This is a genomic window from Buchnera aphidicola (Cinara curtihirsuta), assembly GCF_900698895.1.
In the GTDB taxonomy this organism is placed as follows: domain Bacteria; phylum Pseudomonadota; class Gammaproteobacteria; order Enterobacterales; family Enterobacteriaceae; genus Buchnera_F; species Buchnera_F aphidicola_AX.
Window position 1 is genome coordinate 336,508 of record NZ_LR217700.1, and the last position, 14,157, is coordinate 350,664.

10 protein-coding genes and 1 tRNA gene are annotated in these 14,157 nt (G+C 18.4%); 6 read left to right on the top strand and 5 right to left on the bottom strand.

Annotated features, from left to right (window positions below; genetic code table 11):
- The first annotated feature begins 1 nt into the window (after position 1).
- Together recB and recD are read left to right on the top strand one after the other, a co-directional pair.
- A complete protein-coding gene (recB, locus tag BUCICURT3053_RS01480; RefSeq protein ID WP_172598439.1) occupies positions 2 to 3,562 on the top strand; it encodes an exodeoxyribonuclease V subunit beta in 3,561 nt (1,186 codons plus the stop codon).
- Complete coding sequence (gene recD, locus BUCICURT3053_RS01485; RefSeq protein WP_154061249.1) at positions 3,552 to 5,354, top strand: exodeoxyribonuclease V subunit alpha; 1,803 nt, start codon at positions 3,552 to 3,554, stop codon at positions 5,352 to 5,354. Before recB ends, recD begins: the two co-directional genes overlap by 11 nt.
- Positions 5,355 to 5,371: 17 nt before the next feature.
- Here the strand turns inward: recD and BUCICURT3053_RS01490 are convergent.
- A tRNA-Met gene (locus BUCICURT3053_RS01490) sits at positions 5,372 to 5,448 on the bottom strand.
- A 215-nt stretch (positions 5,449 to 5,663) separates the two neighbouring features.
- Here BUCICURT3053_RS01490 and nusB point away from each other — a divergent pair.
- Together nusB and BUCICURT3053_RS01500 are read left to right on the top strand one after the other, a co-directional pair.
- Positions 5,664 to 6,089, top strand: a complete 426-nt coding sequence (nusB, locus tag BUCICURT3053_RS01495; protein ID WP_154061250.1) for a transcription antitermination factor NusB — start codon at positions 5,664 to 5,666, stop codon at positions 6,087 to 6,089.
- A gap of 102 nt (positions 6,090 to 6,191) precedes the next feature.
- Positions 6,192 to 6,458, top strand: a complete 267-nt coding sequence (locus BUCICURT3053_RS01500; protein ID WP_154061251.1) for a TusE/DsrC/DsvC family sulfur relay protein — start codon at positions 6,192 to 6,194, stop codon at positions 6,456 to 6,458.
- On the opposite strand, the gene BUCICURT3053_RS01505 is transcribed toward BUCICURT3053_RS01500, so the two are convergent.
- From BUCICURT3053_RS01505 to cyoA, 4 genes are all read right to left on the bottom strand, one after another.
- Complete coding sequence (locus BUCICURT3053_RS01505) at positions 6,432 to 7,394, bottom strand: protoheme IX farnesyltransferase (RefSeq protein ID WP_154061252.1); 963 nt, start codon at positions 7,392 to 7,394, stop codon at positions 6,432 to 6,434. The genes BUCICURT3053_RS01500 and BUCICURT3053_RS01505 overlap by 27 nt on opposite strands.
- Before the next feature lie 333 nt (positions 7,395 to 7,727).
- The gene (locus BUCICURT3053_RS01510; protein WP_154061253.1) at positions 7,728 to 8,312 is read right to left on the bottom strand and encodes a cytochrome c oxidase subunit 3; all 585 of its coding nucleotides are present in this window, start codon (positions 8,310 to 8,312) and stop codon (positions 7,728 to 7,730) included.
- Between the two features lie 26 nt (positions 8,313 to 8,338).
- The gene (cyoB, locus tag BUCICURT3053_RS01515) at positions 8,339 to 10,336 is read right to left on the bottom strand and encodes a cytochrome o ubiquinol oxidase subunit I (protein WP_154061254.1); all 1,998 of its coding nucleotides are present in this window, start codon (positions 10,334 to 10,336) and stop codon (positions 8,339 to 8,341) included.
- A 67-nt stretch (positions 10,337 to 10,403) separates the two neighbouring features.
- Positions 10,404 to 11,282 (bottom strand): ubiquinol oxidase subunit II, encoded by an 879-nt coding sequence (cyoA, locus tag BUCICURT3053_RS01520; RefSeq protein WP_154061255.1) that lies wholly within the window; start codon positions 11,280 to 11,282, stop codon positions 10,404 to 10,406.
- Positions 11,283 to 12,135: 853 nt separating this feature from the next.
- Here cyoA and clpP point away from each other — a divergent pair.
- Both clpP and clpX read left to right on the top strand, forming a co-directional pair.
- Positions 12,136 to 12,756, top strand: a complete 621-nt coding sequence (gene clpP / locus BUCICURT3053_RS01525) for an ATP-dependent Clp endopeptidase proteolytic subunit ClpP (RefSeq protein ID WP_154061256.1) — start codon at positions 12,136 to 12,138, stop codon at positions 12,754 to 12,756.
- A gap of 47 nt (positions 12,757 to 12,803) precedes the next feature.
- Positions 12,804 to 14,054 carry an ATP-dependent Clp protease ATP-binding subunit ClpX gene (gene clpX, locus BUCICURT3053_RS01530; protein WP_154061257.1) on the top strand — a complete coding sequence of 417 codons (1,251 nt, stop codon included), beginning with the start codon at positions 12,804 to 12,806 and terminating at the stop codon, positions 14,052 to 14,054.
- Positions 14,055 to 14,157: the final 103 nt, after the last annotated feature.

Genomic DNA, 14,157 nt, shown 5'->3' on the forward strand with positions numbered 1-14,157 from the left:
TATGAAATATATACCTTTTAATATAAAAAAAATACCAAATAATGGTATTACTTTAATAGAAGCATCAGCGGGGACTGGAAAAACATCTTCTATTATTTGTTTATATTTACGATTAATTTTAAATTTAGGAATAAAAAAAAAATATTCACATCCTTTATCAATAAATAAAATACTAATAGTTACATTTACTGAATCATCAAAAAATGAATTAAAAAAAAGATTATATAAAAAAATTTGTCAATTATATGACATATGCACTAAAAAAAAAGAAAAAAATAATGAATTATTAGATATAATAAAAGATATTAAAAATTTTAAAAAAACAATTAAATCATTAGAAAAAATAAAAAAAAATATTGATTTAATTATGATATATACACTGCATGGATTTTTTAGACATATATTATTAGAACAAAAATTTTTTTGTCAACAAATAATACATAAAAAAATATTATCCAATATAATAAAAATACAAATTGAATCTACAAAAGATTTTTGGAGAAAATATGTATATATTACTAATAAACAAATAGTTAAAATAATCATAAAAAAATGGAAAACACCACAACAATTTTTTAAATATATAAATATATGGTTAAATCAAAAAAATATACAATTTAAATATAATTTTCCAAAAAATACTAATTTAATTAAACAGTTTAATAATATTATTTTAATTATAAAAAAAACAAAAAAAATATGGAAAAAAAAAAAAAGAAAAATAAAAAATTTAGTGAAAAATATTAATCTTAACAAAAGAATATATAATAAAAAAAATTTAAAAGTATGGTATGAAAAAATAAACAAATGGTCTCAAAGTAAAAAAGAAGATTGTTCGATTCCTAGAATCTTACAATATTTTCAATATAAAAAAATACAAACAAACAAACTATTAAAAAATTCTACTAAATATATTTTTTTTAGATATACAGAAAAAATGTTTATTAAATATAATTTATTTTTTGAATATTTTATTTATTTTGCTTTAAAAACTATTCCAAAAATAATCAAAAGAAAAAAAAATGAAAAAAATGGATTAGAATTTAATGATTTAAATAAAATAATGTGGAAACAAATAAAATTAAAAGATTCTATTATAAAAAAAAATATTCTAAAAAAATATACTGTCACTATAATCGATGAGTGTCAAGATATTGATGATACTCAATTTAATATATTTTATTCATTGTATAATAATAAAAAAAATAAATCACTTATTTTAATTGGAGATCCTAAACAATCTATATATAGTTTTAGAGGAGCTAATATATTTCTATATTTAAAATTTAAAAAGAAAATAAAAAAATATTTTTTTTTAAAAAAAAATTTTCGTTCATCTAAGAATATCGTTGAAGGAACTAATATATTATTTTCTCAAATTAAAAAACCGTTTATTTTTAAAGAAATTAATTTTCAATCATCAATTACATATACAAAAAACAAAAATATTCAATTTACTATTAATAATATTCAACAACCAGCATTTCAATTTATTTTTGAAAATAAAAAAACAATAACTAAAAAAGAATATTATTCATGGATTTCCAAAGAATGTGCATATTCAATATTTAAATGGTTATCTAATAAATCTAAAAAAAAATCTTTTATTACATTAAAAAATAAAAAAAAACGTTTAATTCAACCTAATGATATAGCAATTTTAGTAAAAAATAAGTATGAAGCATTAATTATTCAAACAGAATTAAAAAAAAAAAAAATTAAAGCAATTTATACATCTCACAAAAACAATATTTTTCAAACAGCAGAGACAAAAGAAGTAATATGCATCCTTGATTCTATAATTGATTTATCAAATGAATTAAAATTTCAGAGATTATTAATCACAGAAATATTCAAAAAAAATATTTATGATATCTATTTAATAAACCAAAAAAAAGAATTGTATTTTTCTTTATTAAACAAATTAAAAAAATACTATATAATTTGGAATACATTAGGTATTTCAAAAATGATAATGAAAATAATAATTGATTTCGACATACAAGATTCTTCTGTTTCTTTAAAAGAAAATAGTATTAATGTACAAAATATTATTATATTAGCTGAAGTATTAGAAAAAAAAAACCAAGAAATAAAAAACAAATTTTTATTAATAGTATGGTTAAAAAAAAAATTTTTACAAGATAGTCTAGAAGAGAATAATAAACTATATAAAAAAAAATATAATAATATTTCAGATAAAAAATATGTAAAAATAATTACTGTATATAAATCAAAAGGATTAGAATATCCAATAATATGGATTCCCTTCTTTAGTGCTTCTCAAATAAAAAATAATAATATGTTTTTTTGTAAAAAAAAAATGACGAATATAATCAACTTAAAAGATAAAAAAAAAAGTTATCAACTATCTTTTCAAGAAAAGTTATCAGAAGAAATTCGTTTACTTTACGTTGCATTAACAAGAAGTATACTACATTGTAGTATAGGAATGGCGGTAATTAAAGAAAAAAAAAATAAAAAAATTTATACTAATTTTCATACAAATAGTCTTGGTTTTTTAATACAGAAGGGTAAAAAACTAAGTTTTGATGGTCTAAAAAAAGAACTTGATAATAAAAAAAAAAATATAGAAATTTTTTCAATAAAAAAACCAACAAAAAAATTAATAAAAAAAAATATAATAATATGTAAAAAAAAATCTTTAAAAAAAAATAAAATATTTATCCCTAAATTATTAAAAAAAATAAAAAATCCCTGGACTAAAATAAATTTTTCTAAAATTGTTAAGTATAATTTATGTAAAAAAAAAAATAATACTTTAATAGATATTGAAAAAAATAAAATTATATTTAATACAAGTAAAAATATATCTTCTAAAATAAATATTTATAAATTACCATCAGGAAAAGAATATGGGATATATTTACATAATATTCTAAAAAAAATAAAATTTTCAAATACAAAAAATATAAAAAAAATTATTAGTAAACTAAACTTCATATCATTATCTAAAATATGGATAAAAAAATTATATAACTGGATATGTATATTTATATCTTCATCATTAAATAATGATAAATTACAATTAAATCAATTAAAAGAAAAAGAATATAAAAAAGAAATAAGTTTTATAATTCCAATAAAAAAAAACATTAATATAGATACATTAAATAAAATTATAAAAAATTTTGATCCTTTATCTAAAAAATGTAATAATATTAAATTTAAAAATATTTCTGGAATACTCACGGGAACTATAGACATAGTATTTTTATGGAAAAAAAAATATTATATTATAGATTATAAATCTAATTATTTGGGACCAAATAATCATGATTATACTCAGAATAAAATTAAGAAAGAAATGATTAAATATCGTTATGATATTCAATATCAATTATATAGTTTAGCTATTCACCGTTTTCTCAAAGTGAAAATAAAAAAATATAATTACAAAATACATTTTGGAGGGGTATTTTATTTATTTCTTAGAGCGTTTGATGATCAAAAAAATTCTGGTATATATTTTATTAAACCTTCTTTTTCATTAATTAATAATTTAGATAAACTTTTTTCTGGAAAATTTTATGATACATAAAAATAAAAAAAAATTTTTTAATATAATACTTAATGCAAAAGAGAAAAATATTATTCATTGTGTAAATTTTTATTCTTGTTATAATAAAAATTTTTTCAACTACTCTGAAGAAATAATACTGGTAATCTTATTTTTAAGTTATTCCATATACTATGGTCATAGTTGTTTGCCAATAAAAATATTTAAAAATAAAAAATATTTTAAAAAAAAAAATAAATTTTTTTTTAAATTACTAATATTGGTTAGTAAAAAAAATAAAAAATGGTTTGAAAAAGTAATTAATAGCAGGTCATGTAGTAATGGAACACAAAAAACTCCATTAGTTTTAGATGGAGAATATATTTATATATATAAATATTGGTATTCTGAAAATAAAATAATTGAATTTATTTATAATCAAAATTTAAAATTTAGTAAAAATTATTTTAAAAAATACAAAAAATTAATTAATAAATATTATCCAAAAAAAATTGATTATATTCAAAAAATAACTATACAAAAAGCTTTATCAAATTATATATTTTTTATCACGGGCGGGCCTGGAACAGGAAAAACATACATATTAGCATATTTTATATTAATTTTAATAAACTCTACAAAGAAAAAAATTAATATTCAATTATCAGCTACAACAGGAAAAGCAGCAACAAAATTAACTCAATCTATATTTAATATTTTAAATAAAGAAAATATTAATAAAAAAAATAAAATATCTTTTCCTGAAATTGGAATTACTCTTCATAATTTATTTAATATTCAAAAAGAAACAAATCAATGTAATAAAAAAAATAATAAAAAAAAAAAAACAATAGACATACTAATAATAGATGAATCATCTATGATTGATTTAAATATAATGGATATTATTGTTACTAATACAAGCAGAAAAACAAAAATAATTTTTATAGGAGATATTAATCAATTACCTTCAATAGAAGTTGGGTCAGTGTTACAAGAATTATGTTATAACAAAAAAAAAAATATTTATAATAAAATCATAAAAAAAAATTATATATCTGTTTTAAAAAAAAAATATAGATTTAAAAAAAAATCTGGTATTAATTTACTTGTAAAAACAATAGAAAATAATCAATATAATAATATATATAAAATTTATAGGAAAAATTTTTCTGACATTATCTGGAAAAAATTAAAAACAAAAGAAAATTATTTTAATATGTTACAAAATATAAAAAAATATTATACTAAATATTTAGAATATATTATTAAAACAAATAAACCTAAAAAAATAATAAAAAAATTTAATAAATATAGAATTTTATGTACAGTAAATAAAGGTTTATTTGGAACAAATAAAATAAATAAATATTTAGATTCATGGTTTATAAAAAAAATAAATAAAAATAATAATAATAAAATAAAACAACCATTTTATCATGGTAAACCAATTTTAATTAAAAAAAATAATAAATCATTAAAAATAATGAATGGAGATATTGGAATTTGTTTGTATATTGATAAAAAAATAAAAATATATTTTTTATTACCAAATAATAAACTAAAAATAATTGATCCTAGAATATTGTTTAATTATGAATCAGCTTGGTCTATGACCATACATAAATCACAAGGATCAGAATTTTCATCAGTTCAAATAATTATTCCAAACTATTTTTTAAAAATATTATGTAGAGAATTATTTTATACTGCTATTACAAGAGCTAAAAAAAAAATAACAATATATGGATCTGTTAAAATAATATATAATATTATTAAAAATAAACAAAAAAGATTTTCTGGTTTAAATAAAAAAATTATTTCATTGAATTAAAATTATTATTAAAATTATGGTTGCGGGGGTTGGATTTGAACCAACGACCTTCGGGTTATGAGCCCGACGAGCTACCTGACTGCTCCACCCCGCTATCAATTTTAAATATTATAACATAAATATAAATATAAACAAATCTTTTTTATAAATAAATATTTATATATATTTTATACATATAAAAATACATAAATATTTTTTAAAAAATATATATTTTATTATATAATAAAAATTATAATTGTAATAAAATTTATAATTAAAATTTATATTAATGAAATTTATTAAGATGTTTTTCAAAACAGGAATAAAATTATGAATCCCTTAAAAAGAAGAAAATCAAGAGAAATGGCTATACAAGCAATATACTCTTGGCAAATATCAAAACAAATAATTATATCAGAAATTAAAAATTATGTAATAAAAGAAAATAAAGATTTTTTATCAGACAAACAATATTTTAATGAAATTGTTACAGGAGTAATTCAAAATGTTAATTACTTAGATAGTATAATTAATCCAGTTTTATCAAAAAAAAATAAAAAAATAGATCAAATAGAAAAAGCAATACTTAGATTATCTTCTTATGAAATTATGCAACGTTTAGATGTTCCAGATAAAGTAGTTATAAATGAAGGAATAGAATTAGCTAAAAAATTTGGATCAAAAACTAGTCATAAATTTATTAATGGTGTATTAGATGCATTAATGTCAAAAAAAAATTTAAATTTACTTAAATAAAAAATTAATATAAAAAACTATTCTTTTTATATAAAAATAAAATATATAATAAATTTATTATTGATTTTTATTTTTTATTACAATTTACTATATTTAAAAAAAATGAAAAAATGGAACATAAAATTTGCAAAATCTACTGCAAAAAAATTAAATATAAATATGAGTCAAAAACATTGGAAAATTATTTTTTGTATGAGAAAATTTTATAAAAAATATAATTTAACACCAACAATAAGAATGTTACTAAAATACATGAAAAAAAAAAAAATATTCTTGACTAGTCAAGATTTATTTATCCTTTTTCCAAAAGGATTCATGAAAAATGCTAGTCAAATATCGGGATTACCAAAAAATCAAAATTGTTTTTAAAAAAAAATATTCATTATTTCTAATATTAATAGATAATAACAAACTAATCAAAAAAACAATAAAAATAGAAAAAAAAAACATAATACGTGACCATTTTTTAAGGGAAAATAAAAAAATATTTCCAATAATAGAAAAAATAAACCATAAAAAAATAAAAAAATTTGTATAAAAACAATAAAAAAAATTTACATAACTAAAATAATATAGTAAAAAATTTAAAAAAAATACATTTATAATACAAAAAGAAATACAATTTTTAGTATATAAAAAACCATATAATATTGAAATAGTTGGAATTTCTGCAGATTTATAATCTCTATATCTAAATATTGTTATAGAGTAAAAATGTGCAATTTGCCAAAAAATAAAAATCAAAAATAAAATTAAACAACATCCATTTAATTCTTTATTTACAGATAAATAACCAATTATAGGCGGTAAAGATCCAGAAATACCGCCAATTAAAATTGAATATAATGATCTTCTTTTCAAAAGAAATGAATAAAAAATAACATAAAAAAAAACACCTACAAAAGCAATTATAGTACATGATAAACTTACATAAATATAAAAAATATATATACCAAAAAAAAACAAAAAACAGGCTATTAAAAATATTATAACTAGTAATTTCTTACTAGTATTAATACATAATATCCTGTTTTTTGTGCGATTCATTATTTTATCTAAATCTCTATCAATAATATTATTTAATATACAAGATGAAGAAATTATACTTATAATTCCAAGTATTATTTTAAAAAATAAAATTTTCAATAAATTTCCGCGAGAAGCTAAAAAAAAACCTCCTGATAAACTAATTAAATTACCTAGAATAATACCCGGTTTAACTAATTCTAATTTATTTATTATCTTAAAATTTTTCAAAAAATAAAGTAAATTTAATTTTAATGATTTAAATGATCGAAAATCCATAAAGATCCTATACTAATTATAGCAATAATAACACTAGTAAAAATTAATGATAATATAATAAAAAAGTTTTTTTGAGAAAAATTAATACCTATAAAATATTTGAAATAAAGAAAAATTTGTAAAATTATCAAAAATAAAAAATAATATTTATAATTACTTATAGTTAATAAATGATCATTTAAAATAAAAAAATAAAAAATAATAAAAAATAAAGAAATAATAAAACCAATAAAAAAATTTTTTTTTATAAAAAATATAAAATTATTAATTAATATATTTTTTTTTCTTGATAACATTATTAAAAACTCCAAATATACAATATTATACTTTTAATTATCGAAAATAAACACACATAATTAATACTATCCAAATAATATCTAAAAAATGCCAAAACAAACAAAAACAAACTAAAGAAGAACGAACTACATCAATTAAATCAAAAATAAAAATCTGAAAAAATAAAATTAATATCCATAATAAACCACAAAAAACATGCAATCCATGCATTCCTAATAAAACAAAAAAAGAAGAAAGATATCCATTAGAAAAAGGATAAAATCCTTTATTAAAAAGATTTAAAAATTCAAAAAACTCTAATCCGACAAAACAACTTCCTAAAAAAAATGTAATAAATAAAAAAATTAAAATACAAAACCTATAAGAGTATTTAGAAAAATATTTAACAAAACTACATGATAATGAACTAAATAATAAAAATAATGTTTCAGTTAAGACAATAGAGGGAGAAAATAAATTATTTTCTTTCAAAAAATTATTATACCCATGTCGTAACATAATTATATGTACAATAAGCAATATAGAGAAAATAATACAATCACTCATTAAATAAATCCACATACCAAAAACATTTTTATTTTCTAATGAAGAATATGAAATATAATTTTTTTTATCGTTCATCACTAGTCCTTATATAAAAAAATATGTTATTTAATATTATTTAAAACTTTTTTATTAATAGATATATATTCATTTTCTATTTTTTTTATTATTTTTCGAGAAATAAAATATCCTTTATCTATTACCAAAGATATATATAAAATATTAAAAAATATCCCAATTAATGAAAAATAAACCAACCACCAAATATGCCATATCATAGAAAAACCAAAAATAGTAGTAAATATACCAATTAATATACCCGAGGAAGAATTATTAGGCATATGAATATATTTAGGAATATCTTTTTTTATATCATTTTTTTTATTTATTTTTTTATACCAAAAATCATCTATTTTTTTTACAGTAGGTATAACAGAAAAATTATATACAGGAGGTGGAGAAGAAATAGACCATTCTAATGTCCTTCCATCCCAAGGATCACCATTATAATCTCTATATTCATTAGTATGACGGTGATTAATAGAAATAAAAAATTGAATCAATTGTGAAATAATACCTAAAAAAATAAAAAAAATACCAATAGTAGCTACTGTTAATAAAAAATGATATTCACAATCAATATTTTGACTTAATCTACGAGTCATACCCATAAAACCCAATATATATAAAGGAATAAAAGCTATAAAAAAACCAATTATCCAAAATATAAATGCGCATTTACCCCAATATTCATTTAATTTAAAACCAAAAATTTTTGGAAACCAATAAGTTATTCCAGCAAAACAACCAAAAACCACGCCTCCAATAATAACATTATGAAAATGAGCAACTAAAAATAGACTATTATGCAATATAAAATCCACTGGAGGTATAGATAATAATACCCCGGCCATTCCACCTATTGTAAAACTAATTAAAAAACCAATAGTCCATAACATGGAAGAATGAAAAGAAATACTACCTCGATACATCGTAAACAGCCAATTAAATATTTTTACACCAGTTGGAATAGCTATTATCATTGTCGTGATACTAAAAAAAGAATTTACATTTGGACCTGCGCCCATAGTAAAAAAATGATGTAACCATACAAGAAAAGATAATATTGTGATAACAATAGTAGCCCATATCAAAGATATATATCCAAATAATGATTTTCTTGAAAAAGTAGATACTATTTCAGAAAAAACACCAAATATTGGCAATATTAATATATAAACTTCAGGATGACCCCATATCCAAATTAAATTAACATATAGCATCATATTCCCACCCATATCATTGGTGAAAAAATGACATCCAAAATATCTATCTAAAGATAAGAGTAATAAAGTAGTAAATAAAACAGGAAAAGAAATTAAAATAAGAATATTAGTACATAATGCTGTCCAAGTAAAAACAGGTAATTTAAACATAGTCATACCTGGAGCACGAAAATTAATAATAGTTACTATAAAATTAATAGAAGTTAAAATAGCACCCAATCCTGAAATTTGCAAAATCCAAATCCAATAATCTACACCTACTCCCGGGCTATATTTTATTCCTGATAATGGTGGATATCCCAACCAACCGGTTTGAGCAAATTCACCAATTCCTAAAGATAACATCATTAAAATAACTGAACTTGCAGTTAACCAAAAACTCAAATTATTTAATACAGGAAATGCTAAATCTCTTGAACCTATTTGTAGAGGAATAACAAAATTCATTAATCCAATAACTAAAGGCATAGCTACAAAAAAAATCATAATGACGCCGTGGGCAGTAAATATTTGATCATAATGACTAGCTGAAAAAATACTTGTATGTTCAGGCAAAGAAGAAAAAAATTGTTGAAATCTCATCATTACTGCATCTGAAAAACCACGAATAAACATTAAAAAAGCTAATATAAAATACATAATAGCAATTTTTTTATGATCAACTGAAGTAAACCATTGATTCCATAAATATAACCATTTTTTAGAATATGTAATATATATAAAACCTAAAAAAGAAAACAAAAAAATCAAAATATATGTTATTACAATAACTGGTTCATGATATGGTATTGAATTAAAAGTCAATTTTCCAAACACTATTGTTTATCCTCAAAATATTGAATATATAAAAAATTACTAATTTTTATTTACATAAATATAAAAATTAAACATTATGTAATATGTTAAACATATCAATTATTTTATAAAATAATAAAGGATCAACATATGAAAAATATTGTATATGATTCTGTTTACTATTGTATGATAGTTTTAAAAATTGTTTTTTAGAAAATAAAACATTTTTTTTTAATTTTATTTTTTTTATCCATTTACTAAAATCAAAAATATTATTATGTACACATACTCTAAATTTCATATCAGAAAAACCATGACCACTATAATTTGATGAAATACCTTTATAAATACCACTATTCATTGCAATTAAATTTAAATTAGTTTTCATTCCAGCCATAGTATAAATTTGACTACCTAAACTGGGAATAAAAAAGGAATTCATAACAGAATGGGAAGTAATATTAAAATGTATAGGAACATGTTTAGGAAAAGCTATTTCATTAATAGTAGCAATTTTATAATCAGGATAAATAAACAACCAACGCCAATTTAAAGATATAACTTCAATAGTAATTGGTTTATTAGTATTTAACTTTAATGATTTACTAGGATCTAAATTATGTGTAGTTTTATATGATAAATTTGCCAAAAAAAATATTATAATAAATGGAATTAACCAGCATACTATTTCTAAAAAATATGAATGATTCCAATTAGGTTTATAACTGGAAGAAATATTAGATCGACGATAATAATAAATAATAAACATAGTTAAAAAAAATACAGGAATAATAATAACAAACATAAGTTTAAAAGTCGTTAAAGCTAACCTAAGTTCATTTTTAAATATATATCCATGAGAACTTATATATATTTTTTTACTTATATAAAATATTAATAGTGTCACTAAAGAAAAAAAAGAAAAAATCAAAAATTTAAATATGTTATTTTTATTAAATATTTTCATTATACTTAAACCTATATAAAAAAATATATTTATTTTATATTTTTCATTTTAAAAAATGTAATAAAAATATATTAAAAATAATAATGAAAATTATATTTTCATTATAAAAATCATGTTTTTATTAAAAAATAAAAATATGTAAATATATTTTATTAAATGAAATTATTATAGCTAATACATTTAATAATTCTAAATTGACAGAAACAATAATTATATTGTATATTAAAATAAAATTGTTTTTAACTATAAAAAATTATAGAACAAGTGAATTAATAATATTCACTAAAATGTTATTTTTAATAATAAAAAATATAAAAATTTATATTAAAAAATAAATATTTCAAATATTATTAATACTATTATAATACTAAATTTATAAGTTTAATAATTTATATTTATTAAAATAATAAAATATTATCTGTTAAATATCCTTTAAATATATTTCTAAAAAAATTATTCAATATTATATAATAAATACAATATAAAAAAATATTTTTATATTTATATACACGAATAAAAAGTATACATTTTTATTAAAATAATCATATCTAAATATATCTCATTGGTATTAAGTATTATTTAAAGATAAATAAATAATAATATAAAAAAATAAATATTTATTAAATAAATATTAAACATAATTAGTAATAATTATTATTTTCTGTCTTTATATTATATTAATTATTATATACTATGATTCAAAATGATTTTATTTTCATAAAAATTTATTTTTATAAATTTTATTTATTTTAAATTTAAATTTAAATATTACTATATAAAAAAATGCAAAAAAAATAAAATCAATAATATTTTTATTAATACAGAATAAATTTTTAAAAAAAAGGACAATTAAATGAATTTGATCAAAAAAATAAATAAAAAAAAAGAAAAAATGTCTCTAATACCTTTTGTCATTGACAAAAACTCCCAAGGAGAAAGATCTTATGATATTTTTTCACGTTTATTAAAAGATAGAATTATTTTTCTAACAGGAAAGATTAATGATCATCTTGCTAGTATCGTTATATCTCAAATTCTATTTTTAGAATCAGAAAATAAAAAAAAAGATATTTTTTTATATATTAATTCACCTGGAGGGGTAATTACTTCCGGTTTGTCTATTTATGATACCATGCAATTTGTTCAACCTGATATTAATACAATATGTCTAGGACAAGCTTGTTCAATGGCTGCCATACTATTATGCGCGGGGAAAAAAGGAAAAAGATTTTGTTTACCTAATGCAAGAGTTATGCTACATCAACCATTAGGTGGGTTTCAAGGGCAAGCTTCAGATATTATAATACACGCTAAAGAAATAAAAAAAGTAAAAAAAATAATAAATAATTTATTATCTTTTCATACTAATGTATCTATAAAAAAAATAAATAAAGACACAGAAAGAGATTTTTTCTTTTCTCCTAAAGAAGCTATAAAATATGGACTTATAGATTCAATTTTAAAAAATAAATAATAATGTTTACTATAAAATTAGTAGAATACTTTATAATAGAGAAAAATATGAATAATAATATTAATAATAAAAAAATTATAATCTGTTCTTTTTGTAAAAAAAATCAAAAAGAAACAAAAAAAATGATTAGTGGATTTTCAGGACATATTTGTGATAAATGTATTTTATTATGTAATAATATTTTAAATAAATATAATTTTAAAAAAGATAATAAAATAATTCCATTACAAACACCAAAAGTTATAAAAAAATATTTAGATAAATTTATAATAGGTCAAAAAAAAGCAAAAAAAATTATTTCTGTTGCAGTATATAATCATTATAAAAAATTAAATTATTTATTACAAGATAATCATAACATTAAATTAGAAAAAAGTAATATTTTATTAATCGGACCGACTGGAACAGGAAAAACATTAATTGCTGAAACATTAGCAAAATATTTAAAAGTACCATTTTCTATTGCAGATGCTACAACGTTAACAGAAGCAGGTTATGTTGGAGAAGATGTTGAAAATATTTTAAGAAGATTAATAGAAAATAGTAATTATGATATTAAACAGGCTGAGAAGGGAATTATATATATTGATGAAATAGATAAAATTACAAAAAAATCAGAAAATGTTTCCATCACTAGAGATGTATCAGGAGAAGGAGTCCAACAATCTTTATTAAAAATAATAGAAGGAAAAATAGCCTCTGTACCTATAAAAGGAGGAAGAAAACATCCTGAACAAGAAACATGGAAAATTGATACCTCAAAAATTTTATTTATCTGTGGTGGAGCATTTTTTGGTTTAAAAAAAATTATTTCTAAACGTATAAATAATAAATCTAAAATTGGTTTTAATATCAAAAATATACATAAAAAAAAGAAATTTAGTTATAAACAGTATATGCAACCTATAGATCTTATTAAGTATGGTTTAATACCAGAGTTTGTTGGTAGATTACCAATAAATATTATGCTTAACAATCTAAGACAAGAAGATCTAATCAAAATACTTTATAAACCCAAAAACGCTTTAATTAAGCAATATAAAAAGTTATTTTCTTTAGAAAATATAAAATTAAAATTTGATAAATTAGCTTTAATAGAAATAGCAAAACAAACAATCAAGAAAAAAACTGGAGCTAGAGGATTACGATCAATTTTAGAATCCGTCTTATTAAAAACAATGTATAAAGTGCCTACTTTAAAAAATATAACTAGTGTTTATATCAATAAATCTGTTATACAACAAAAAAGTTCACCAAAATTATTTTTTTCAGAAAAAAAAACAGATAAAAAAATATAATATGATAATCTATTATTATAAATAAATATAAAATAAAAAAATATTTACTATATATAAATACCATGAATAAAAATATACAATTATAAAAAATTTTTGTATATTA